We start from the raw sequence: 24,033 nt of genomic DNA on the forward strand, positions 1-24,033 counted from the left end.
AATAACCGCAGCAGACTACCTGCTCCGTTGAGCCGGGCTTTATAAGAAATTTTATAGTCCAAGAGAAAAGAGAAATGGTACGGTCGAGTGGAGTTGAACCACCGACCTCAGGAGCCACAATCCTGCGCTCTAACCAACTGAGCTACGACCGCGTACCATATCAAGCAGTGAATCAAACAAGCTGCCGATAGGGGTCAGATACGTAAAATTCCTGTCTATTGCAAGCTAATATCGAAAAAACTTTGTGAAAATATAAGCCTATACCGGATTACTGCACAAGGAATGCCTTTACAGGGGCAAAACGTAGCTCACAATTTTAAAATAACATCATGATTATGCCACGGAAGCCATATATTTACCAGCTATTAACCATAGACATCAACACCATGTATTAAATTACAAAGACTTAAATCTTTCACTGCAGGCTGGGGACATTAACTAATTAGTAAGAAAGTGTTTGTCAGGCCTGCCTGCTTTGTGGTGATAATGCACATAAAGTCCGGTTGTACTTGTCGATCATCACAAGGCAGACCGGATTTAAACGACACATAATAAGCAGTTCCGGATACTGAATGCCGGTTCAAGCCGAATACGGGTTTAAATATATGCAGCAGCATCTGGATTTCATGGAGCTGATCCCTCTTTCCGGTATCCGGGCAAGTCTCGCAACGCGGGATGCCATGCTTGTGCTGTCGCATGACCTGCAAACCACACTTTGGGCCACAGATTGCGGCGCGCAGCTGATTGGTGAACCATCAGCACAGGCAGCAATCGGGCAGCCCGTGCAGCTTAGCCCGCAAACCATGCGACAGATATTGGCTCTCGATCTCAGTACTGATCAGCCACAGACCGCTATGCTGCGTCTTGCCGGTAGTTTGCATAGCGCTCTGCTACAATGCACCATTACTAAACTGCCGCTTAATAATCATACAGAAAGCGCAATTTTAATCAGCGCGGCCACTGCAAATCCGGCTACATCACTCTCTCTGCCGCATCACTATGCGGTATTGTTGAATGCTGATGCTGAAATTTTGCAGGCCGATGCACAATTTTCCGGTCTTCAGATCAGCTACAGCACCTTGTCTGACCTGGTTGTTGAAGCGCAGGATGAACTTGAAGGCGTAGTTAAACGTCGTGTCCGCGCTGGCACCGGCACGATACCGGCCATGTTGGTTAAACTTGACGGCGAACAAGCTGCAGCCACTTATTTGTTCATCACGCCGAAGGCTGATGGAAACGCTACAGATGAAGCAGCCCATGAGGCCACCCCTGCACCGGTTGAAGAAGACACGGTGCTTGTAGCGGAGAACAAGGCAGCTACTGTAGAAGATAACGCCCCTGCACGCTTTATCTGGAAGGTAGATGCAGAAACCCGTTTTACTGAAATCTCACCGGAATTTGCCGCTGTGGTGGGCAAAAATGCTGCCGACATTATCGGACGAAAATTCTCGGATGTAGCCAAAGTTTTTGGTTTTGATCATGACACCACAATTGCCGCCCTGTTAAACCAGCGTGATACCTGGTCCGGCAAAAGAATTATGTGGCCGGTTGAAGGCACAGATCAGCGCGTTGCAGTTGATCTTGCAGCCCTGCCAGCCTTTGCCCGCGATAAAGAATTTACCGGTTTCAGCGGTTTTGGCGTTGTGCATCCCTCATTGACGCAAGCTGATCCGGAAGCCATTGGCATGGCACTGACCTCTGCGCCAGCGCCTGAAACTGTAGCTACAACAATAGCTGAAACTGTGCCTGAAACTGCAGATGAAACAGCGGCACAGGCAGCAGCACGTGCCAGTGAAAAAATCATTCTTCTGGAAGCGCTGCGCGCATCGCAAAAACGCCAGCCAGACCATGAACCGGAAAAACAAGCTGTTGAAGCGCCGGAAAAAAACAATACGCTGACAGAAATCCGGCCTGCGCGTCCTGAAAGCGGTCTTTCACCGACCGAACGCAATGCATTTCGTGAAATAGCAGACCGTTTGCGCCGTGAGGTTTTACAAAAAACGCCTAAAAACCAGACCAAAGACATTGCCTCTGCAGCCACAAGTGAGCCTCAGCCGGAAACAGCTGGCACAACTGGCGAGCCTCAGCTCAATGACATAGATATGTCTGGCGACATGCATACTGATATCCCCTATCCGCATGATGTACTGCCTGCCAATCACAACCATAATTCTGAACGCCCGAAACTGGTTTCAGAAAACACTGAACCGCGTAAGCAGGATGAAGATGATCTGCATGTGCTGAGCGGTTTGCCGGTACCGGTTCTGATCCACAGCGCCGACCGCCTGCATTTTGCCAATCAGGCATTCTTCGACATGACCGGCTATGCCTCCTTAGATGATCTGCGCAATGCCGGTGGCATTGATGCCCTGTTTGCCCCTGCAGATGACAATGATGTGAGCGGCATGACATTGTGCCTCGCCAATGGCGGGCGCAAGGTTGTTGAAGCGCATCTGCAATCAGTGCCATGGCAGGGTGTACGCGCGCTGATGCTTAGCCTGCTGCCGGAGCTGGTGCTGCAAGCCGATAATGATGACAAGATAAGCCAAGACACAGGCCGTGCTGCGCATAAGCCGGTGCTGGTCACAGTGCCGCAGGTAACAGAAACTGAAGATCAGACCCAATCAGCGGCCAATGATGCTCTTCATGAAAGCCCGATATCTGACCCTGCGCCTGACAATATTGTATATAACAATCCTGTGCACGGCATGCAAACAGAGCTGGCTCTGACATCCTCCCAAGTTTCATCCGCCAAACACAACCCTACACAACCGGATTTTCATGCACTGCAAACGCAGATTGATGAACTGACATCCATTCTCGACACCGCAACAGATGGTGTGGTGATTATCGGTCAGGACGGCAAAATCCGTTCGCTTAATCAATCTGCCGCCGCGTTGTTTGGCTATGATGTCGCGGAACTTGCAGGCAAATCCTTTGCCGTATTATTTGCAATTGAAAGCCAGCGCGCTGCTATTGATTATATTCACGGCCTCTCCGGTGATGGCGTTGCCAGCCTGCTCAATGACGGCCGCGAGGTCATTGGCCGTGAAGCACAGGGGCGGTTCATCCCGCTCTTTATGACCATCGGCAAATTACCGGCTTCCAAAGGCTATTGCGCAGTGATGCGCGATATTACCCAATGGAAGCGTGCAGAAGAAGAACTGACCTCAGCCCGTCAGGAAGCCGAGCGTGCATCAACCCATAAAACCGAGTTTCTGGCACGGATCAGCCATGAAATCCGCACCCCTTTAAATGCGATTATCGGTTTTTCAGAGTTAATGGCAGAAGAAAAATTCGGCCCGATCGGCAATGATCGCTATCGTGAATATCTGCGTGATATTCACCGCTCCGGCAATCATGTGCTGGCACTCGTCAATGATCTTCTGGATATTTCCAAGATCGAAGCCGGTGCGCTTGATCTCGAATTTGAAGCTGTGGCTCTTAATGATGCTTTGGCGGAAGCGGTGGCGCTGATGCAGCCACAGGCAAACCGTGAACGGGTGATTATCCGCTCAAGCTTCTCAGCATTCTTGCCGGATATTGTGGCCGATGCCCGCTCTATTCGTCAGGTTGCACTAAACCTGCTTTCCAATGCGATACGATTCACCGGTCAGGGTGGCCAGGTCATCGTTTCAACCGCTTATGAGGCGGATGGTCAGGTGGTGATGCGGGTTCGTGATACCGGTATTGGCATGAACCAAAGCGAGCTGGAACAGGCATTAAAACCATTCAAGCAGGTGAGCAATCACAACAGCCAGACGCAGACAATCAGAAACGCGGATGTCAAAGACTGGCGCAGTCAGGGTACCGGCCTTGGCTTGCCGCTCACCAAAGCGATGGTAGAAGCCAACCGTGCGCAATTCAGCATTGAATCCGCACCCGAACAGGGCACAACGATAGAAATTACCTTTCCGTCAACCCGTGTTCTGGCCGAATAAAGCCGGATATAATAACAGGCAGTTTATCCTTTTGCCCTGTTCAGCGCATTTCATTATTAATATGAAATGCGCTGAACAGGGCTTGAGAAATCCTGCGGTTCCGATCATTCTTTTTGCTCCGCTCTTTGCAACCGGTAAAAGCTGGTTTAAACCGGAAACAGATTGTTACAAGATCGGAACACTATGAAATTCATCCGCCCCGTATTAGCTGTTGTCGTTATTGTGGCCGCACTGTTTATCGCGGCGTTGGCAGCGCTGCCTTATATTATTTCAACCGATGCTATCCGCCTGCATCTGGCACAAAATATCAGTGCATGGACCGGTTATAGTGTTGAAATTCGCCAGCCACCGCGGCTGAGCTTCTTTCCGGTGTTTCGCGCGTCACTCAGCGATGTTACTTTAAGTAAAATCAGCAATACCACTGTGCCATTTATGGCGGCAGAACGTATTGAAGTGGAGATGTCGCCGTTTGATGCGCTGTTTGGCCGTGTAGCCTTTTCTGAAACCCGCTTGATCAATGCGCATTTTACTCTCAGCGAACCGGTTGAGGATCTGCCGCAATTTGTGAATACGCTCGCCTCATCTTCAGGGCGGCTTGGCCTTGCCATCCGGCAGGCGCGCCAGCTGACAGCGCAAAATGCTGGCAAGAGTGCTGCAAAGCCGAGTGATAGCAGCCAGTTGCAAACCATGCCTTTTGGCCGCTTGGTGCTACAAAATGCCAGTATCGGCTTTACCACGCGCGCCTCTGAACAGCAGGAAGAAATTACAGCGATTAATGCCAGCATTGACTGGCCGCAAACCTCCGGCGCTGCCACAGTTAAAGGCAAAGCGGTCTGGCATGATGAAACGGCAGAATACAATCTCAACGCCGCACAGCCATTATTGTTGCTCGCCAATGGTATGAGCCAGATTAATGCGCAAATCAGCTCCAAACCTTTGAGCCTGAGCTTTAACGGCAACAGTAATATTTCTGACAGCCTGTTTGCTGAAGGGGCTTTCAGCCTGAGCTCTCCCTCGCTGAGTGAAAGCCTGCATTGGCTTGGCCTGCTCAGCAATGCCAGCTATTCAGGACGCACCACCAATGATGACGGTTTTACAATTGAGACCAATATCAGCGTTACGCAATCACGCATCAAGCTTGCAGATATTGTGCTCAATCTTAATAATATGCCTGCCAAGGGCGCTGCGGAAATTGATCTGAGCAAAGTCCGTCCGATGATTACCGGCACACTCGCGTTTCAAACGCTGGATGCGACCTCATTTTTTCACACTGTCACCACACTTATCACTAAGGTGCGGGAGGAAGATCAGGCCAATCGCGATATGGCAACCCGCTATGGCCCGCAGCGCATGATTGATACAGCACTGCTTAACAGTGCCGATCTTGATATCCGCCTCTCCTCACAAAATGCCAGTATTGGTGCGGCGCAAATGACCGGCCTTGCAGCCGCCTTGCAAATCCGTGACGGGCAGGCAATTTTTGACATTGGTGATGCAAAGGCTTTCAAAGGTTCTATTCAGGCCAGCATGAAGCTGTCGCAGGAAAATGCTGGGCAAGACAAACTCAGCCTGCGCTTTAATGCAGCCAATATTGACAGTAGTGCTTTTCTGACAGCAATGGGCTTGAGCGACCCTATTCTGAGCGGTCAGGGCAATGTTTCTGTCACCGCAGAGACCACACCACATAGTATGCAGAGCATGCTGCAAAATGCCCGTGGGCAGATCAGCTTTACGCTCGGCAATGGTCGTTTACAGGGTTTTGATCTCAATGATTTTATCAGCAAGATTAAAAGTGAAGGCTTTTTCGCTCTGCAACGCCGCGATAAAGTCAGCCTTGATTTTAAGCGTCTTGAGGTGAAAGCCTCGCTTGGGGATGGCGTGGCAACACTTGAAAACACCAAGACAGAAGCCGCCCAAGGCACTTTATCGCTTACCGGTATAATCCCTCTGACAGATCGCAGTCTGGCGCTATCAGGCGTATTGGCATTACCGCTCAAAGCACCGGAAAAACCGGAAACACCTGAAGCACCTGAAGCACCTGCACTAGATGGTGCAGCACCGGCACAAACCGGCGCACCAGAAAATGCCGCGCCACCGGCATCTGAAACAGAAAACCTGCACTTTTTTGTCGGCGGCTCATGGGACAGGCCGTTTATTTCATCATCCAGATAGAACCCTAATGATGAAATAAACCCGATCACACCAGCCTGAAAGCCGCCTGCTCATCGCGTTTGCGCTGGACAACTCGGCGCTTGTTGACGATTGAGGCGATAATAACACCTGTCGCCACCAGCCCGATCAGTAATGTGCACACTGCATTAATCTCTGGTGTTACCCCAAGACGCACCTGAGAATAGATTTTCATCGGCAATGTGGTTGCACCGGGTCCTGATGTAAAGCTTGCGATCACCAGATCATCAAGCGACAGCGTGAATGCCAGCATCCAGCCTGAAACCACCGCTGGAAGAATAATCGGCAGAGTGATTTTCATAAAAGTTGTGACCGGCGTGGCACCAAGATCCATTGCCGCCTCTTCCAGTGAGCGGTCAAAACTCACCAGACGCGATTGCACGACCACCGCAACAAAACACATGGCGAAAGTAATATGCGCCAGCGTTACGGTCCAAAATCCACGGTCAAAACCAATTGCCACAAAAAGCAACAATAGTGACAGACCGGTAATAACTTCCGGCATCACCAGCGGCGCATAGATCATGCCGGAAAACAATGTGCGGCCACGAAATCTGGTATAGCGGCTTAAAGCCAATGCGCCCAAAGTGCCAAGTATTGTAGCGATTGTTGCCGACAGCACACCCACACGTACCGTCACCCATGCAGCATCTTTAAGCCCCTGATTGCTAAACAGCGCAATATACCATTTGACCGAAAAGCCGGACCATACAGTTACTAGTTGCGATTCATTAAACGAGTAAATGACCAGCAGCACAATTGGCAGATATAAAAAGGCAAAACCCAGCACCACCGAAACAATATTAAACCGTGACCAGGAAGATGTGTTCATGATTTGCCGCCTTCCTGCGCACGGGTTTGCATTTTTTGAAACAGTACGATCGGCACCACCAATATAACCAGCAGCACCACCGCAACCGCCGCCGAAACCGGCCAGTCACGATTGGAAAAGAACTCGCTCCACAAGGTTTTACCGATCATTAAAGTGCCGGAACCGCCCAACAGATCAGGGATAACAAACTCACCGATGGCCGGAATAAACACCAGCATTGCACCGGCGATCACGCCCGGAATTGCCAGCGGGAATGTGATCTTCCAAAACGCTTTGAGCGGGGTGCAACCAAGATCCTGCGCGGCCTCGATCAGAGAAAAATCCATTTTCTCAAGTGCCGAATAAATTGGCAGCACCATGAAAGGCAGATAGGAATAGACAATACCGATATAAACTGCGGTATCAGTGTTAAGAATAGTCAGCGGCGTATCAATAATATTGAGCCACATCAAAAACTGGTTGAGGAAACCTTCCGGTTTCAAAATTGCAATCCACGCATAAACGCGGATCAGAAACGATGTCCAGAACGGTAAAATAACCAGCATCAGTAAAGTCGGGCGCATGGTTAGCGGTGCGCGTGCCATACCATAAGCCAGCGGAAAGCCGATCAACAGCGCCAGAAATGTTGAAACAGCGGCAATCCGCACACTTGATAAATAGGCTTTGAAATACAGCGAATCCTGTGTCAGCCAGATATAATTATCGAAGGTAAATTGCTGGATTTTATCCCATGTTCCGGCCAGACCGTCGCTCCAGAAAAAGCGCGGATCATAGGCCGGAATGGCCATTGCCACTTCTGACAGGGAAATTTTAAACACGATAAAGAACGGGATCAGAAAAAACAGGCCAAGCCAGATATATGGCACGGCGATCACCGCTCTGGAGGCAATAGCTGCAATCATTTTTTGCATGGACTATTCCAATCTATCTCACCAGAAAAACTGATGAGCGGTGCTTCAGGAAACCAAATCAAGCCCTGAAGCAGCGCTCGATCAATCGACCAAAACCATACCGGCATTATTTTCAAACGACACCCAAACCTGCTCGTCATAGCCCAGCGGATCGTCGGTTTTGCGCATTGCATTCATACTTGCAACTTTGAAAGTCCGGCCATTGGTCATACGCACATGGAACACGTTCATATCGCCGAAATATGCAATATCCCATAATTCACCACGCAGCGCATTCACCGCAATATCATCCGGTGCTTCACGGCTGATGGTGATTTTTTCAGGCCGAACCGCATACCAGACCTGCTGGCCAACACTGAGCTCTTTTTTCGTCAGCGTGCGAATGCTCAGATTATCCGCAGCACAATGGATCTCCGCCTCGCCATTGGCATAATGGGTCACTTCGCCAGCCATAATATTTACATTACCGATAAAATCCGCAACGAATTTACTGCTTGGCGCTTCATAGACCTCTGCCGGTGTAGCCACCTGCATAATCTGCCCTTTATCCATCACAGCAATACGGTCTGCCATCGTCATCGCTTCTTCCTGATCATGGGTTACCACCACGAAAGTCAGGCCGAGTTTCATCTGCAAATCCATCAACTCAAACTGGGTTTCTTCGCGCAGCTTTTTATCCAGCGCACCCAGCGGCTCATCAAGCAGCAATACTTTTGGGCGCTTGGCAACCGCTCGAGCCAGCGCCACACGCTGCCGCTGGCCTCCCGAGAGCTGATGCGGCTTGCGCTTGGAGTATTTTTCAAGCTTAACCAGCTTCAGCATTTCTGCCACGCGGTCTTCAATTTCAGACTTAGCCATACCGTCTTGTTTGAGACCAAAAGCAATATTGGCCTCAACAGTCATATGCGGAAACAACGCATAAGACTGGAACATCATATTCACAGGGCGTTTATAAGGGGGAATACCGCGCAAATCCTGCCCGTCGAGCATGATCCGGCCTGAGGTTGGCTCTTCAAATCCGGCGAGCATACGCAGCAAAGTCGATTTACCGCTACCGGATGCGCCAAGCAATGCAAAGAATTCGCGGTTAAAAATATTCAGCGACAGATTATCGACTACTGTCACATCGTCAAATTTTTTGACAATATTCTCAAATGAAATAAAGGGCTTCGCAGTCGGATCGTTCCATGGCGAGAACTTACGGCGAAAACTTCCGAACGATTCCATTCTATTCCCCTCAGTGATATCTGTCTGCTGCCTTCAGCACTATAGCACTTGCATCAGCTTGTAAGTGGATCTAGAGCGGGTAACTTTCAGATTGGATCGCAGCGCTCGTTCTAGATTTTAGAATTTCGCATTGTCATATCAATCAAGTTGATTCAACTTGATTGTGAAATGCTCTTGCAAAACAAACGGGACAAATGCCCCGTTTGTTCCGTATTAAAAAGCCGTTCCTGCTTTTTTAATGGCCGGTAACGATTTTTGTCCATGTGCGGGTGGCCAATTTATTGACTTTCTGGTCATAAGGCAGCGGTACGAAAAGCTGTTTCATCACCTCTTCACTCGGATAAACCGCCGGATCATTCAGCAGTTCCTTGTCAATAAATTCTTGTGAAGCTTTATTGCCATTGGCGTAGAAAACTTCATCCGAAGCTTTAGCAATCACTTCCGGACGCATGATATAATCCAGAAACTCATGGGCCTCGGCAACATGCTTGGCATCAGCAGGCACAGCCATCTGATCAAACCACATCAGCGCGCCTTCTTTTGGAATAGAATAGCCGATATCGACACCATTATTGGCCTTTTCAGCGCGGTCACGTGCCTGAAATATGTCGCCGGAATAGCCAACGGCCATGCAAATATCGCCATTGGCCAATGCGTTAATATACTCCGACGAATGGAATTTGCGAATGTTAGGGCGCGTGCCAAGATAAAGCTCTTCCGCCTTAGCGAAGCTCTCAGCGGTTGGTTTGTTGCTGTCCAGCCCCAAATAATGCATAGCCGGACGCAGCATTTCACTACCGGAATCAAGCAGATAAATACCGCAATCTTTCAGCTTGGCCGCAATTTCAGGCTTAAAAAGCACATCCCAACTGTCTATTTCATCAGTGCCTAAAGCAGCTTTGATTTTAGCCTTGTTAAAGCCGATACCGGTGGTGCCCCACATATAGTTGATGGAATACTCATTGCCCGGATCATAGGCAGCAGTGCGCTGGCTAATTTCGTCCCACATATTTTTCAAATTAGGGAGCTTAGCTTTATCCAGCTTTTGAAACACACCCGCCGGGATCTGGCGCCCCATAAATTCAGCAGACGGCACCACAATGTCATAACCGCTACCTCCGGCCAGCAGTTTTGTTTCCAGCATTTCGTTGGAATCATAAACGTCGTATGTCACCTTAATGCCGGTTTCTTTTTCAAAATCTTCAATAATGGTCTTGTCGATATAATCGGACCAATTGAAAATATTGAGCACGCGTTCCTGTGCAGAGGCAGGAAAAACCGCGGCCAGTGCCAGACAGCCAGCCGAAACATAGGAAAGCAATTGCGCTTTGATCTTCATCCGTCACTCCTCACAGAAACCCGCAGCGGGCAGTTATGTTTTTTGCATATTGGTCTTCAACATGCGCTGAGAGTAGTTTTGAGATTAATTACAGTTCGTCAATGAAAAGATGACGTTTAAATGTAAAAGCATCAAATATTTGAATTTCATCAACACAATTTTAAATTTTGTGTGCCGCCAAAGCGCATATGCAAAACTTTTGCAGAAACCTCCGCATGTTCTTTCAAGGTGATAACCTACTCATACTACATGCTTTGTCAAAAGAGCGATGCACATGCCAGTGGCGCATAATCACTGAAAATCATAGGCTGAAAAACCGGAAACCATTTCATCCAGTGCCAATGGCCGTGTTAATGGTGGCTCGGCTCGTGCCAGACATGCCTGCCGCTCACAGAGCCTGCAGGCTGACCCGACCGGATTAATACCAGCGCCCGCAGATACCCCCGCGAGATAGGTTGCATAGACAGTGTCCTGCGCAAAAGACGCCTCACAACTCAGCATCAATGCAGTGCGGCGCGGCTGCTCGCCAAAGCCTGCCTGCGGCCCCTCAATGGTGCGACTGACAGTCAGATAGCGCATGCCATCCGGCAGTTCCACCTGCTCGACCAGCATTTGCTGCGGATGAGAAAATGCATTGTAAATCTGCAATTTTGGGCAATACCCCCCAAAGCGCGATTGCGGAAACCCTTGAGCACCGAAATAGCGCAAACGATGCCCGGCCTGATCAACCTCTTGCAGAAAAAACGGCACCCCTGAGGCGCCTTGTTTTTGCAAACTGGTTAAACGGCAAGCCACCTGCTCATACGAGGTATTAAAACGGGCGCGCAGGACATCAAGATCGTATTTTGCCCGCTGTGCCGCCTCACGAAACGGCGTATAAGGCATCATCAGCGCATGGGCTGCATAGCGCAGCAATTCAAAACGGGCGATGCGCCTGGCTTCGGCCGAGCTCAGCTTCAAATCTTCCAGCTCGGCACCGATCACCACCTGCATACGGATGGATGCAGCCTCCATTGCGATTTCCCGTGTCTGATCAAACTGCGACAAGCGTTCAGAAACAAACAGCCGTAAAGAATGGCGGTCGAAACGACGGCGCCAGTTCGGCATGGTTGCTGCCGGCAAAGTGCGCACTGTGATTGAGTGCTCGCTTTTCAGCCATTGCCGTAGCCCCGCCGCCAGCCCGTCATCGGATTTCAGCAAACGGCTAAAACTGTCGGCCTCCGCCTCAATGCGCTCAAAATAATTGGCTTTGCGTGCCAGCACATCCCGCACTTCATCCAGCGGTAGCCGTGTGGGACCAAGGCTCAGCGCCTTCCCCTCACGCGCCATCATATCCGACAAATCCGTCAGGCGTTTTTGCTGCTCGCGATAGGCGCGAAACAGCTTGATGACACCCGCAGCTGCATTGGGAGCCGCCTCACAAATATCGATCAGTTCCTGATCACCCGGCAACTCGCCCGCCAGCAGCGGCTCTGAGAAAACCTCTTTCAATCCGGCAAGTACTGATCCGGTTTCTTCCTGCAACTGATCAAGGTCAACTTTATAAACACCAGCCAGCTTCAGCAGTAACTGCACAGTTAAAGGGCGCTGATTACGCTCGATCAGATTGAGATAAGACGGAGAAATACTGAGCGCATCAGCCATAGCCACCTGCGTTAAAGCCCGCTCATTGCGGATACGCCTGATACGTGCACCGGCAAATATTTTACGCTCTGTCATTCCGACCTCTCCTCAAATCCGCCCCCCAGAGCGCGAATTGTCAATAAATTGACTAATTTATACTTTTTGTCAACTTTACAAAATTTACAAATTTACAAACCAATCTTGTCAAAGCACGACAGCATAACTCGAAATAAACAGCCAAAACTCACTATTTTCTCGCTTGAAACACAGACATCTGTAAATCTGGTCACAGACAAAAGCAGCTTCAACGCCATCTCTGATGACAGTTATTTTACAGGATACCTAATCATGACTGATTTTTACAACCTGATTCCTTCCGCAACAAAAGGTCGTTTTGACGGTATTCAGCGTTCGCATACCGCAGAAGATGTGAAGCGCTTGCGCGGCTCGGTTGAAATTCGTTACAGCCTTGCTGAAATGGGTGCCAACCGCTTGTGGAAACTCATTCATGAAGAAGATTTTGTAAATGCCCTTGGCGCCCTCAGCGGCAACCAGGCCATGCAGATGGTTCGCGCTGGCTTGAAAGCAATTTACCTGTCCGGCTGGCAGGTTGCAGCAGATGCCAATACTGCATCCAGCATGTATCCTGATCAGTCTCTATACCCCGCCAATGCCGCACCGGAACTCGCGAAACGCATCAATAAAACTTTGCAGCGCGCGGATCAGATTGAAACAGCAGAGGGCAAAGGCCTATCCGTAGACACATGGTTTGCGCCTATTATTGCCGATGCGGAAGCAGGTTTCGGCGGTCCGCTGAATTCTTTCGAGATCATGAAAGCTTTTATTGAAGCAGGCGCTGCCGGTGTTCACTTTGAAGACCAGCTGGCATCTGAAAAGAAATGCGGCCATCTTGGCGGTAAAGTTCTGATCCCAACCGCAGCGCATATTCGCAATCTTAATGCAGCGCGCCTTGCAGCGGACATTATGGGCACACCAACGCTGGTCATTGCACGTACTGACGCAGAAGCCGCCAAACTGTTAACCTCGGATATTGACGAGCGCGATCAGCCGTTTGTTGATTATGACAAGGGCCGCACTGTTGAAGGTTTCTACCATGTTAAAAACGGCCTCGAGCCATGTATTGCCCGCGCTGTAGCCTATGCACCGCATTGCGACCTGATCTGGTGCGAAACCTCGAAGCCTGATCTTGAACAAGCGCGCCGCTTTGCTGAAGGCGTTCATAAAGCCCATCCGGGCAAGTTGCTGGCCTATAACTGCTCGCCGTCATTTAACTGGAAAGCCAATCTCGACGACGCCACAATCGCCAAATTCCAGCGCGAACTGGGTGCCATGGGATATAAATTCCAGTTCATTACACTAGCCGGTTTCCACCAGCTCAATTTCGGCATGTTCGAGCTGGCACGTGGTTATAAAGATCGCCAGATGGCCGCTTATTCTGAATTGCAGCAAGCTGAATTTGCAGCAGAAATCAATGGTTACACTGCAACCAAGCATCAGCGCGAAGTCGGCACCGGTTATTTTGATGCTGTATCCATGGCGATCACCGGCGGCCAGTCTTCAACAACCGCAATGAGTGAATCCACCGAACACGACCAGTTCCGCCCAGCTGCCGAATAAGCAGCCTGAATAACCAAGGCAAAATAAGGACAAAGACCATGATGACCAAGCCACAGGTTAAAGAACGGGCCGAAGAACAAGCTTCGGCCATGACAGAAGATCAAAAGTCTGCAATCCGTATGCTCGCCAATGATCTTCACCGCCTCAACCATGCGGTTATGAAGGCAGTTGAGGCCGGCGTTTCGGTAGAGCTCATCCGCTCCGCCCGTCATCATGGCGGCGAAGGTCAGTGGGGCGATTTGCTCACACCAGTCATCGTAACAAGAAACTAGGATCACATATCCTTCAAATCCCCTCCCCCCACGTCGCTCCACCAAGCGGCGTGGAAATTTTCCCGAGGTTCGGTTCCTACTCCCCCGAGTTACCCGCCCAAATTTCCTCCGGGTAACCTCTTCCCGGGAACCGCGCAAATGCAGGCTGCCTGAATTTCATGACTGGTCATTGTTTATGTTGACACCGGCATAAACAATGGTTTCATGCAGCCTGCAGTTTTTACCAGTTACTTTTAAAACTCTTTATTGTGACAGAAAAAATATTTTTCACTGCAGGACTTACGCTTCTGCCAACAGGTGCTACTCTGTTTGTCAAAACTCGGCCAAGAGGCTATGATGACCTTAACTGCAACAGCTATCCGGTGATGAATGCCTGCCACACCTCTTGAGAAGAAAAAACCGCGAAAAACTGTACGCCGCGGCACACCAGCCTATGTTAAGTCGCTGCGCGGCGTCAAAAACTGGAAAGAAGCTTCTGAATGGCTGGCATGGCGCGATATTGAAGATATCGAGTGTATCACTCCTGATCAGGCAGGGGTTGCGCGCGGCAAAATGATGCCGTCGAAAAAATTCATTTCCAACTCTACTCTGGCACTGCCATCGGCTGTGTTTATGGTCACCATTTCAGGTGATTATCCTGATGACGGCCACGGTTTTGTTTATCCGGAAGATGACGGCGATTTACGTCTTGTCGCCGATCTTTCCACACTCACCGTTGTGCCATGGGAATCAGATCCAACTGCGCAAGTACTTTGTGATCTGGTTCATCAGGATGGTCGCGCGGCTGAATTTACCCCGCGCAACGTTTTGAAACGTGTGGTCAGTGAATATGCCAAGCTTGGTCTCAAGCCGGTTGTGGCTCCTGAAATTGAATTTTATCTGGTTCGCAAAAATCCGGATCCGGATTATCCGCTTACCCCTCCTGTCGGCCGTTCAGGCCGCGCGATTGGCGGCGGGCAAGGCTATTCTATCGCCGGCGTCAACGAATTTGACGAGTTGATCGATGATATTTATCATTTCTCAGAAGCACAGGGACTTGAGATCGACACCCTGATCCATGAAGAAGGCGCAGGGCAGCTGGAAATCAACCTGCGCCACGGCGATCCGATTGAGCTTGCCGATCAAGCATTTATGTTCAAGCGTACTATCCGTGAAGCTGCCCTTAAACATGATATGTATGCCACGTTTATGGCCAAGCCTATTCAAGGCCAGCCTGGCTCTGCCATGCATATTCACCAGTCTATTATCGATAAAAAGACCGGTAAAAATATATTTAGCAATGAAGACGGTACTGAAAGTGAAGCTTTCTACCACTTCATCGGCGGCATGCAAAAACACATCCCCAATGCTTTGGTGATGTTTGCACCTTATGTAAATTCATATCGCCGCCTGACACCTGATGCTTCAGCCCCGGTAAACGTCAAATGGGGCTATGATAACCGCACCACTGCATTACGCATTCCGCGTTCAGACCCGCAATCACGGCGTGTTGAAAACCGTATCCCTTCATCCGATGCCAATCCATATCTGGCATTAGCGGCATCGCTTGCCTGCGGGCTGATAGGCCTGAGAAACAAAATCATGCCCGATGCACCGGCCACCACCTCCGTCAACCGCAAGGAAGTCGAGTTACCACGCGGCCTGATTGAGGCAGTCAATCTGTTTGAGCAGGATGAAGAGCTGAAGGATCTGCTTGGAGCATCATTTGCCACAACCTATGCAGCGATCAAACGGGCAGAGTTTGAAACCTTCATGGAAGTGATCAGCCCGTGGGAGCGGGAATATCTGCTGCTTAACGTTTAAATCCAAGGGCGGTTTATGTTCTGCATAAACATATAAGCCGCCCTCACAGGATATTTAAGCGTTGCATCATGGCAACAAGCGCCGTCTTTCCGGAAATTATCACCGGCTAAGGGTTCATATAAATCAAAAACCAGTCACTATATTGCTCTCGATCAAAGCAGCGGCCAGTATTTTATGGCAGCCTGCACTTTACGTCTGTGTTTTGCTCTGGCTGTCGTTTATGCCGTTTGTTTTCTCAGGCCATTTATAGTCTTTTATTTCTTTGTAACCCGAGTTTCAGGCTACCCGCAGACGCACTCTCCAGAGGCATTCCACATGCAACAGTCACAGCAATATCAGAGCCCGATTTCTCCCGGCCTGTCATGGTATGAGACAAGTATCAGCGAGCGCCCGAGCTATCCTTCATTTGATGGCTCAAGGCACGCAGATATTGTTATCATCGGCGGTGGCTATACCGGGCTTTCTGCTGCCTATCATCTGGCAATTCAGGGCATTGATGTGGTGCTGCTTGATGAAGCGCGTTTTGGAGACGGCGCATCAGGGCGCAATGGCGGCCAGCTGAATACCGGCCAGCGCAGCTGGGCTGAAGACCTTGAAAAACAATATGGTTACGACCATTCAAAAGCCCTGTTTGATCTGGCGGAAGAAGCCAAACATCAGCTTTTCAACTTTGCTATTCAGCACAATATCGACATGGAATATGTGCAAGGCCAAATATCTGTCGCGCACAAACCACGCTATGAAAAACAATATAAAGCGCATAGCGAGATTATGGCATCGCGCTACAATTACCCGCATCTGCGATATATGGAGCGCGATGAGGTTGCTCACAAGCTGGGTTCACAACGCTATTACGGCGGAACTTATGACAGCGGCACCGGACATATTCACCCAATGAAATTGCTGGTCGGCCTGGCAAAAACCGCGATACGCGCCGGTGCGAAACTCTATGAGAACAGCAAGGCCACAGCCATTAGCTCTGAAAACGGCCGTGTAATCATCAAAACCGAGCGCGGTATAATCAGCGCAGAAAAAGCACTGCTTGCGGTCAATGCCTATGGCGGCACTCTTGAGCCTATCAGCGCGGCACATGTTATGCCAATCCGCTCGTTTATCGGCGCCACTGTTCCCCTTGATGCCGATTATGGCGTCTTGCCCAGCGGGGAATCGGTGGATGATTCACGCTTTGTCGTGCGCTATTTTCGCCGCTCAAAAGATGGGCGGCTGCTATTTGGCGGTCGTGAAGCCTATACAGCAGATAATCCGCGCGATATTGCCAGTCATATTCGCCGCCAGATTACTGAAATCTATCCGCAATTGAAGACTATTGAGATCACGCATGGCTGGGGTGGTTCGGTAGGCATCACGATGCCGCGGCAACCCTTTATACGAGAAGTGATGCCGAATGTGATTATGGCGGGGGGATACTCCGGCCACGGCGTGATGCTGGCCAATTTTATGGGCAAGCTTTACGCCGAAACGGTAACCGGTAACCGTGACCGGTTGCATCAGTTTGAAATGCTTAAAGTACCGCCATTTCCGGGCGGACGCACATTACGCGCGCCGCTGCTGTTTCTGGCTTTGACATGGTATGCAATGATGGACCGGATTTAACGGCGCAGGCTTACACAGGCATGTGTTAAATTCGGCATCTGGTTTCTAAAGACTGTAGCCGCCATCAATATCAACCGATGTGCCTGTAACAAATCCGGCTTCATCACTGGCCAGCCACAAGGCAGCATTGGCAATATCTTCCGGCATGGAAAAGCGGCCAAGCGGAATGGACGCTTTCAGCGCTTCACGCGCCTCCGGCGTATCATTACCGAGGATCAGCTTCAGTGTATCCGTTTCACTCTCAACAGGGCAAATCGCATTCACTCGTATCTTGGCTTCCGCCAGTTCGAGCGCCATTGATTTTGTGGCGCTCATCACCCAACCTTTTGAAGCATTATACCAAGTCAGTCCTTTGCGCGGATGCTGTGCGCTTATCGATGCCGTGTTGATAATCGCGCCACCACCAAATTTACGCATCACCGGTACAACCACCAATGTCGACAGGTAAAGCGCCTTCATGTTAACCGCGGTGATGAGATCAAAGCTGTCTTCCGGCACCTCTGTCAGCGGCATATTTTTATAGGTATAGCCGGCATTATTGACCATGATGTCGAGACGTCCGAATTGCTGCAAGGTTACGCCGACCAAACGCTCGAGATCGTCTTTACGCGAGACATCAACGGCCAGTGCAACAGCATTTTTGCCAATTGAGGTGGCAACATCATTGGCCCGTTTAGGATTAATGTCAGCAACAGTAACAAAAGCGCCCTCCTGTGCAAAACGGCGGGCGATTGCTTCGCCGAAACCTGAGCCGGCGCCGGTAACAATTGCAACTTTACCCTTTAAACGTGCCATAACTTTCTCCGTAAACTTCCATTACAATGCAAATCAGTTGCCAATATTCATAGAGCCATTACAGGCGGAAGTCATGTAGGTGTTAAAAAATCACAGGAAAAGGCAAATAATTAAATCGATTTAAGAAACCGTACTTGTCATCCGCATCATTTCGCTAGAATATAAAGCAAATCACTCAAACATGCTTCGGGTAACTACAGACACCGCATCACGCAAATCAGCTCTATGATCACCCGCACATCTCTCCCACAGGTTAAAACGCGCATAGGCGCATCATGCAAAAGCGAATAAAGAGACAGGTTCATGACCAGCCAGACAATTCCGGTAGAGCCCTTTGACTGCATCGTCTTCGGTGGCTCGGGCGACCTTACAGAACGCAAACTGATCCCTGCCCTTTATCAGCGCCAGCGTGCCGGCCAGTTCACTGAACCCACACGCATTATCGGTGCGTCACGCAGCGAGATGAGCGATGCGGAATATAAAGATTTTGCCCGTAAAGCTATTCATGAACATGTCAAAGCGGCAGAGATTGATGAAGCGCAGATTGAGCAGTTTCTTTCCCGCCTTGCCTATGTGGCAGTTGATGCCAAATCAGATCAGGGTTGGGCAGCGCTGAAAAAGCTGATTAGTAACAATCCGGCCGATATCCGCGCGTTCTATCTTGCGGTCAGCCCTAACCTGTTCGGCGATATTGCGCAGCGCCTGCAAAGTCATGAGCTGATTACTGAAAACACACGCATTATAGTTGAAAAGCCGATCGGTCGTGATTTGGCTTCTGCCAAAATTCTCAATGACACTATTGGCGGTGTGTTCCGTGAGGATCAAATTTTCCGTATTGATCATTATCTGGGCAAAGAAACTGTGCAGAACCTGATGGCGCTGCGCTTTGCCAATGCGCTCTACGAACCGCTATGGAACTCCGCTCATATTGATCATGTGCAGATCACGGTTGCCGAAGCTGTGGGACTGGAAGGCCGTGCCGGATATTACGACACTGCGGGGGCTCTGCGCGATATGGTGCAGAACCATATGTTGCAATTGCTCTGCCTAGTGGCGATGGAGCCGCCGGCCTCTTTGCAGGCCGATGCCGTGCATGATGAAAAAGTAAAAGTCCTGCGTTCATTGGTACCAATTACCGCTGAAAATGTGCAGGATAATACGGTGCGTGGCCAATATCGTGCAGGCGCATCGGCAGGCGGGCCGGTTAAAGCCTATCTGGATGATCTGGAAAACGACACCAGCAACACCGAAACCTTTGTGGCGCTGAAGGCCGAAATCGGAAATTGGCGCTGGGCTAATGTGCCATTTTATCTGCGCACCGGCAAACGTCTTGCCGAGCGGGTTTCTGAAATTGTAGTGACATTCAAGCCCATTCCCCATTCGATTTTCGAGCCGAGTGCAGGGCAGATTATTGCCAATCAGCTTGTGATCCGCCTGCAACCCGATGAGGGCGTGAAACAGTGGATCATGATCAAAGATCCGGGCCCGGGCGGCATGCGTTTACGCCAGATACCGCTGGATATGAGTTTTGCCGCATCTTTTGATGAGCGTAATCCAGATGCCTATGAGCGCCTGATTATGGATGTAGTACGCGGCAATCAAACCCTGTTTATGCGCCGCGATGAGGTGGAAGCCGCGTGGAACTGGATTGATCCGATTTTAGAGGGCTGGGAACAAAACGAGCAGAAGGTACAAGGCTACACATCCGGCACATGGGGACCTTCAGGCGCAATCGCCCTGATCGAACGCGACGGGCGGACTTGGCATGACAGCGTCTAAAGACGCGTGGCGCATGACAGCGCCTAAAGACGCGTGGGGCATGACAGCGCCTAAAGACGCGTGGCGCATGACAGCGCCTAAAGACGCGTGCCACAAAATCACGACATGAGACGATGTCTATGCCTGAATATGCAGAGGGCATAATAACGCCTGATATAGGTGTTTAAAGGCGAGCGATAATTGCCACCGCACCATAATTTTCTGTATAATGATAAAAAACGACTGCGCCATGCAGGTTGCAACACTGTAAAGGATGCAGAAACAGTAATGGAGACTGACATAACCACTCTTGAACGTCATGATTTTGCAGACCCGTCCGCCTTGGCGCTGCAATTAGCTGAAACCATTGCGGATCAATTAAACAAAGCCATTGCCGCCAAGGGGCATGCCTCACTCGTTGTGTCCGGCGGCACCACACCACTCCAATTGTTTGAAGTGCTGTCCATGCAGGATATCGCATGGAAACAGGTCACCATTACCCTTGTTGATGAGCGTTTCGTTGCGCCTGACAATGAACGCTCCAATGAAAAACTGGTACGTGACCACCTCATGAAAAATAAGGCCGAACAGGCTGGTTTTATCAGTCTCTATGGGCCTGCACAAAATGCCAGTGTTGCCGCAGTAACCGCCGCCAACCGCATTGATGCCATCCAGAAACCTTTTGATGTGGTGGTTCTGGGCATGGGCAATGATGGCCATACTGCATCATTTTTTCGCGGTGGTAACCGGCTTGATCAAGCGATTGATCCTGAGACACGTGCAATTGTGCTGCCAATGGTGGCTGAAGGCGCAGGTGAGCCACGCCTGACTCTGACATTACCCCTGCTGACCAGTGCCAATTTGCTGATACTGCATATTGAAGGCCAGAAAAAACTGAGTGTTCTTGAAGAAGCGCTCAGTGATGATGACGCGATGCAAATGCCGGTTCGCGCAATTTTCGCCCATGCGAAACAACCGGTTCAACTTTACTGGGCGCCTTAATCACTAAGCCAAGTTCTCAGGCTCACTGATTTCGTGTGACAATGCCCGATACGCTCTGCATGAAAATATCAATGCAGAGCGGAGCCGCGTTTCTCTTCATAATATTTCATATGACAATTGATGCGATTTATCGACGCAACAGCCAGTGGACTGGCTTTGATTTCGCAGTATTTAAGTGTATTAAATCGGTTTAAATATCGACATACACAGTCTTTTCACCAAGACTGACATCTGACTGAACGGGAGACTGAGATGACCGTCAATAAGACCCTGCATGCTGTGACCCAGCGGATTATCGAGCGTTCGCGTCCCACTCGCGATGCCTATCTGGCACGCATCAGCGAGGCAGCAAGCCGCAAGCCAAATCGTTCCGCTCTTGGCTGTGCTAATCTTGCCCATGGTTTTGCGGCCTGCGGTCCTTCAGATAAAGCAGGGCTAGCAGGCGATCAGGTTCTCAATATCGGCATTATCACTGCTTATAATGATATGCTTTCAGCGCATCAGCCATTTGAGACTTTTCCGCAACTGATTAAACAAGCGGCTCGTGAAGCAGGTGGTGTTGCGCAGGTTGCCGGTGGTGTGCCTGCCATGTGTGACGGGGTAACCCAAGGTTTTGCCGGTATGGAATTATCGCTGTTCTCACGCGATGTAATTGCCATGGCCACAGCCGTCGGCTTGTCGCATGATATGTTTGATTCAGCGGTCTATTTAGGCGTTTGTGATAAAATTGTGCCGGGACTGGTCATCGGCGCACTGACATTTGGCCATCTGCCTGCGATTTTTATCCCTGCAGGGCCGATGACTTCAGGCCTGCCAAATGATGAAAAAGCCCGTATTCGCCAACTTTATGCAGAGGGCAAAGTCGGGCGGGCAGAATTGCTGGAATCAGAATCCAAATCTTATCACGGCCCCGGCACCTGCACATTCTATGGCACCGCCAATTCCAACCAGATGCTAATGGAAATTATGGGGCTGCATATTCCGGGCTCGTCCTTCATCAACCCGAACACACCGCTGCGCGATGCCATGACGCGCGAGGCCACCAAACGTGCGCTGGAAATTACCGCCTGCGGCAATGATTATACGCCGATTGGCGCGATGCTTGATGAGCGCTCATTCGTCAATGGTATTGTCGGCCTCAATGCCACCGGCGGCTCCACCAACCACACCATCCATCTGATCGCTATGGCCGCAGCCGCAGGGATCAAGCTGACATGGCATGATATTTCTGAAATCTCAGCCGCGGTGCCGTTGCTTGCACGTGTCTATCCAAACGGCCTTGCTGACGTAAATCATTTTCATGCTGCGGGTGGCATGGGCTATCTGATCCGTGAATTGCTGGATGCAGGCTTGCTGCATGAGGATGTGCGCACCGTATGGGGCGAAACCTTGCGCGACTACACGATCGAACCGCATCTCGACCAGAGCGGTGCTGTCGAGCGCCGTCCGGCTCCTGCAACCAGCGCTGACGCCAAAGTTCTGGCCAAAGCCCATACACCTTTTCAGGCAGATGGCGGCCTGAAAGTTCTGACCGGTAATATTGGCAGCGCGATTATTAAAGTATCTGCAGTCAAGCCCGAGCGCCATGTGATCGAAGCGCCCGCAAAGATTTTCAATGATCAGGCATCCTTGCAGGATGCATTTCAGGCTGGCACGCTGGTGGGCGATTTTGTTGCCGTTGTGCGCTATCAGGGGCCGAAAGCCAATGGCATGCCGGAACTGCACAAGCTGATGACCGTGCTGGGTATTTTGCAGGATCGCGGCCAGAAAGTCGCCCTTGTAACCGACGGGCGCCTCTCCGGAGCCTCCGGCAAAGTACCATCGGCCATCCATGTGACACCCGAAGCGCTGGATAATGGCATGATCGCCAGAATTTGCGAAGGTGACATCATTCGCATCGATGCCACACAGGGCACATTATCGGTTCTGCAAAGCGATGAAATTCTGCATGCACGCAGCGCAGATATTCCAGATTTAAGCGGCAATCATTTCGGCATGGGGCGCGAACTGTTTACTGCTTTCCGACATATTGCCGGTCATGCCGATCAGGGGGCATCAGTCTTTTAAACAAAAAACGCCCGCTTATTGCGGGCGTTTTCATTTCAGGGATTTGCTTTTTAAAATTTTGGCACTTTAAAACCGGCAAACCGGCAGGCAGCAACCAAAGTGTTGGCCATCAGCATGGCAATTGTCATCGGGCCTACTCCGCCCGGAACAGGCGTAATCGCACCGGTAACCTGCGCAACACCAGCATAATCAACATCACCGACAAGGCGGGTTTTGCCCTCGCCTTTTTCCGGCGCGGCAATGCGGTTGATACCAACATCAATCACTGTGGCGCCGGGCTTTACCCAATCAGCCTTAACCATTTCAGGCCGGCCGACTGCTGCCACCAGAATATCGGCAGTGCGAGCGAGCGCCGGCAGATCCTTGGTACGGCTATGTGCAATAGTGACCGTTGCATTGGCAGCCAGCAACAGGCTCGCCATCGGCTTGCCAACAATATTGGAGCGGCCGATCACCACCGCATTAAGACCCGAAAGATCTCGGCCAAGCTGGCGCTCAATCATAATCATGCTGCCAGCTGGTGTGCATGGCACAAATGCGCTGTCGAGCGCGCCGGTGCCCAGCTTACCAACATTAATATAATGGAAACCGTCGACATCTTTATCAGGCGCGATTGTCTGGATCACACGACCTTCATCAATATGCTTTGGCAGTGGTAACTGCACCAGAATACCATGAATTGCGGCATCATTATTCAGCGCGTCAATCAGCGTCAGCAAATCCGCTTCGGATGTCTCATCGCTCAAAGTATGCTGTACAGAGTGAAAACCGCATTCGCGGGCTTTACGCCCTTTTGAGGCAACATATACCTGACTGGCCGGATCTTCACCGACAATGACCACAGCAATGCCGGGCTGAATGCCGGTTGCAGAAACAAGCTCTGCGGTTGCAGTCTTAACGGATGCCACCACATCTTCAGCCAGCAATTTACCGTCAATAATTTTTGCGGAACCCGCTTCAGTTGTCCCAGCCGCTTCAATTGTCCCAGCCGTCTCAATTGTCATTGCATAACTCCGCCAGC

At 50.4% G+C, this 24,033-nt stretch carries 16 protein-coding genes, 1 tRNA gene and 1 pseudogene; 10 read left to right on the forward strand and 8 right to left on the reverse strand.

The window, feature by feature from the left end:
* Positions 1 to 75: 75 nt before the first annotated feature.
* Positions 76 to 152, reverse strand: a tRNA-His gene (locus MP213Fo_RS04860).
* Positions 153 to 1,088: 936 nt separating this feature from the next.
* On the opposite strand from MP213Fo_RS04860, the pseudogene MP213Fo_RS04865 reads away from it, so the two are divergent.
* A pseudogene (locus MP213Fo_RS04865) lies at positions 1,089 to 3,941 on the forward strand (histidine kinase dimerization/phospho-acceptor domain-containing protein); the annotation flags it as partial.
* A 183-nt stretch (positions 3,942 to 4,124) separates the two neighbouring features.
* Positions 4,125 to 6,113: an AsmA family protein gene (locus MP213Fo_RS04870; protein WP_421090529.1), complete on the forward strand. Its 1,989-nt coding sequence runs from the start codon at positions 4,125 to 4,127 to the stop codon at positions 6,111 to 6,113.
* A 25-nt stretch (positions 6,114 to 6,138) separates the two neighbouring features.
* Here MP213Fo_RS04870 and MP213Fo_RS04875 read toward each other — a convergent pair whose 3' ends face one another.
* The 5 genes from MP213Fo_RS04875 to MP213Fo_RS04895 form a co-directional block, all read right to left on the reverse strand.
* Positions 6,139 to 6,963 (reverse strand): ABC transporter permease, encoded by an 825-nt coding sequence (locus MP213Fo_RS04875; RefSeq protein ID WP_421090530.1) that lies wholly within the window; start codon positions 6,961 to 6,963, stop codon positions 6,139 to 6,141.
* Entirely contained in the window at positions 6,960 to 7,874 is a 915-nt protein-coding gene (locus MP213Fo_RS04880) for an ABC transporter permease subunit (RefSeq protein ID WP_421090531.1), read from the reverse strand. Before MP213Fo_RS04880 ends, MP213Fo_RS04875 begins: the two co-directional genes overlap by 4 nt.
* 81 nt (positions 7,875 to 7,955) lie before the next feature.
* Positions 7,956 to 9,101: an ABC transporter ATP-binding protein gene (locus MP213Fo_RS04885; protein ID WP_421090532.1), complete on the reverse strand. Its 1,146-nt coding sequence runs from the start codon at positions 9,099 to 9,101 to the stop codon at positions 7,956 to 7,958.
* A gap of 235 nt (positions 9,102 to 9,336) precedes the next feature.
* On the reverse strand, positions 9,337 to 10,440 hold the full coding sequence (locus tag MP213Fo_RS04890; protein WP_421090533.1) for a polyamine ABC transporter substrate-binding protein: 1,104 nt from the start codon (positions 10,438 to 10,440) through the stop codon (positions 9,337 to 9,339).
* Positions 10,441 to 10,731: 291 nt separating this feature from the next.
* The gene (locus MP213Fo_RS04895) at positions 10,732 to 12,159 is read right to left on the reverse strand and encodes a helix-turn-helix domain-containing protein (RefSeq protein ID WP_421090534.1); all 1,428 of its coding nucleotides are present in this window, start codon (positions 12,157 to 12,159) and stop codon (positions 10,732 to 10,734) included.
* Positions 12,160 to 12,411: 252 nt separating this feature from the next.
* Between MP213Fo_RS04895 and aceA the strand changes: the two genes are divergently transcribed.
* The 4 genes from aceA to MP213Fo_RS04915 all read left to right on the forward strand — a co-directional run bounded on the left by aceA (position 12,412) and on the right by MP213Fo_RS04915 (position 17,390).
* Positions 12,412 to 13,701 (forward strand): isocitrate lyase, encoded by a 1,290-nt coding sequence (gene aceA, locus MP213Fo_RS04900; protein WP_421090535.1) that lies wholly within the window; start codon positions 12,412 to 12,414, stop codon positions 13,699 to 13,701.
* Positions 13,702 to 13,739: 38 nt separating this feature from the next.
* Positions 13,740 to 13,973: a hypothetical protein gene (locus MP213Fo_RS04905; protein WP_421090536.1), complete on the forward strand. Its 234-nt coding sequence runs from the start codon at positions 13,740 to 13,742 to the stop codon at positions 13,971 to 13,973.
* 369 nt (positions 13,974 to 14,342) lie between these two features.
* Positions 14,343 to 15,776: a glutamine synthetase family protein gene (locus MP213Fo_RS04910; protein WP_421090537.1), complete on the forward strand. Its 1,434-nt coding sequence runs from the start codon at positions 14,343 to 14,345 to the stop codon at positions 15,774 to 15,776.
* A gap of 315 nt (positions 15,777 to 16,091) precedes the next feature.
* Positions 16,092 to 17,390: an NAD(P)/FAD-dependent oxidoreductase gene (locus MP213Fo_RS04915; protein ID WP_421090538.1), complete on the forward strand. Its 1,299-nt coding sequence runs from the start codon at positions 16,092 to 16,094 to the stop codon at positions 17,388 to 17,390.
* 45 nt (positions 17,391 to 17,435) lie between these two features.
* Here MP213Fo_RS04915 and MP213Fo_RS04920 read toward each other — a convergent pair whose 3' ends face one another.
* Positions 17,436 to 18,185: a glucose 1-dehydrogenase gene (locus tag MP213Fo_RS04920; protein WP_421090539.1), complete on the reverse strand. Its 750-nt coding sequence runs from the start codon at positions 18,183 to 18,185 to the stop codon at positions 17,436 to 17,438.
* A gap of 303 nt (positions 18,186 to 18,488) precedes the next feature.
* On the opposite strand from MP213Fo_RS04920, the gene zwf reads away from it, so the two are divergent.
* The 4 genes from zwf (at position 18,489) to edd (ending at position 23,012) form a co-directional block, all read left to right on the forward strand.
* Positions 18,489 to 19,964 carry a glucose-6-phosphate dehydrogenase gene (zwf, locus tag MP213Fo_RS04925; RefSeq protein ID WP_421090540.1) on the forward strand — a complete coding sequence of 492 codons (1,476 nt, stop codon included), beginning with the start codon at positions 18,489 to 18,491 and terminating at the stop codon, positions 19,962 to 19,964.
* The gene (locus MP213Fo_RS04930; protein ID WP_421090541.1) at positions 19,951 to 20,073 is read left to right on the forward strand and encodes a hypothetical protein; all 123 of its coding nucleotides are present in this window, start codon (positions 19,951 to 19,953) and stop codon (positions 20,071 to 20,073) included. The genes zwf and MP213Fo_RS04930 overlap by 14 nt, the downstream gene beginning before the upstream one ends.
* A 158-nt stretch (positions 20,074 to 20,231) precedes the next feature.
* On the forward strand, positions 20,232 to 20,945 hold the full coding sequence (pgl, locus tag MP213Fo_RS04935; RefSeq protein ID WP_421090542.1) for a 6-phosphogluconolactonase: 714 nt from the start codon (positions 20,232 to 20,234) through the stop codon (positions 20,943 to 20,945).
* Positions 20,946 to 21,197: 252 nt separating this feature from the next.
* Positions 21,198 to 23,012, forward strand: coding sequence for a phosphogluconate dehydratase (edd, locus tag MP213Fo_RS04940; protein ID WP_421090543.1), 1,815 nt, complete (start codon positions 21,198 to 21,200; stop codon positions 23,010 to 23,012).
* A gap of 50 nt (positions 23,013 to 23,062) precedes the next feature.
* Here the strand turns inward: edd and folD are convergent, their stop codons facing one another.
* Positions 23,063 to 24,016: a bifunctional methylenetetrahydrofolate dehydrogenase/methenyltetrahydrofolate cyclohydrolase FolD gene (gene folD, locus MP213Fo_RS04945; RefSeq protein WP_421090544.1), complete on the reverse strand. Its 954-nt coding sequence runs from the start codon at positions 24,014 to 24,016 to the stop codon at positions 23,063 to 23,065.
* Positions 24,017 to 24,033 lie beyond the last annotated feature (17 nt).

The sequence above is a fragment of the Pseudochrobactrum mosebachae genome (genome assembly GCF_048914685.1).
GTDB lineage: Bacteria > Pseudomonadota > Alphaproteobacteria > Rhizobiales > Rhizobiaceae > Pseudochrobactrum.

What these genes read in the sequence shown, in the direction of transcription:
- MP213Fo_RS04870 (WP_421090529.1), top strand. Translation starts at nt 4,125, where the DNA reads ATGAAATTCATCCGCCCCGTATTAGCTGTTGTCGTTATTGTGGCCGCA.
- MP213Fo_RS04875 (WP_421090530.1), bottom strand. Translation starts at nt 6,963, where the DNA reads ATGAACACATCTTCCTGGTCACGGTTTAATATTGTTTCGGTGGTGCTG.
- MP213Fo_RS04880 (WP_421090531.1), bottom strand. Translation starts at nt 7,874, where the DNA reads ATGCAAAAAATGATTGCAGCTATTGCCTCCAGAGCGGTGATCGCCGTG.
- MP213Fo_RS04885 (WP_421090532.1), bottom strand. Translation starts at nt 9,101, where the DNA reads ATGGAATCGTTCGGAAGTTTTCGCCGTAAGTTCTCGCCATGGAACGAT.
- MP213Fo_RS04890 (WP_421090533.1), bottom strand. Translation starts at nt 10,440, where the DNA reads ATGAAGATCAAAGCGCAATTGCTTTCCTATGTTTCGGCTGGCTGTCTG.
- MP213Fo_RS04895 (WP_421090534.1), bottom strand. Translation starts at nt 12,159, where the DNA reads ATGACAGAGCGTAAAATATTTGCCGGTGCACGTATCAGGCGTATCCGC.
- aceA (WP_421090535.1), top strand. Translation starts at nt 12,412, where the DNA reads ATGACTGATTTTTACAACCTGATTCCTTCCGCAACAAAAGGTCGTTTT.
- MP213Fo_RS04905 (WP_421090536.1), top strand. Translation starts at nt 13,740, where the DNA reads ATGATGACCAAGCCACAGGTTAAAGAACGGGCCGAAGAACAAGCTTCG.
- MP213Fo_RS04910 (WP_421090537.1), top strand. Translation starts at nt 14,343, where the DNA reads ATGCCTGCCACACCTCTTGAGAAGAAAAAACCGCGAAAAACTGTACGC.
- MP213Fo_RS04915 (WP_421090538.1), top strand. Translation starts at nt 16,092, where the DNA reads ATGCAACAGTCACAGCAATATCAGAGCCCGATTTCTCCCGGCCTGTCA.
- MP213Fo_RS04920 (WP_421090539.1), bottom strand. Translation starts at nt 18,185, where the DNA reads ATGGCACGTTTAAAGGGTAAAGTTGCAATTGTTACCGGCGCCGGCTCA.
- zwf (WP_421090540.1), top strand. Translation starts at nt 18,489, where the DNA reads ATGACCAGCCAGACAATTCCGGTAGAGCCCTTTGACTGCATCGTCTTC.
- MP213Fo_RS04930 (WP_421090541.1), top strand. Translation starts at nt 19,951, where the DNA reads ATGACAGCGTCTAAAGACGCGTGGCGCATGACAGCGCCTAAAGACGCG.
- pgl (WP_421090542.1), top strand. Translation starts at nt 20,232, where the DNA reads ATGGAGACTGACATAACCACTCTTGAACGTCATGATTTTGCAGACCCG.
- edd (WP_421090543.1), top strand. Translation starts at nt 21,198, where the DNA reads ATGACCGTCAATAAGACCCTGCATGCTGTGACCCAGCGGATTATCGAG.
- folD (WP_421090544.1), bottom strand. Translation starts at nt 24,016, where the DNA reads ATGACAATTGAGACGGCTGGGACAATTGAAGCGGCTGGGACAACTGAA.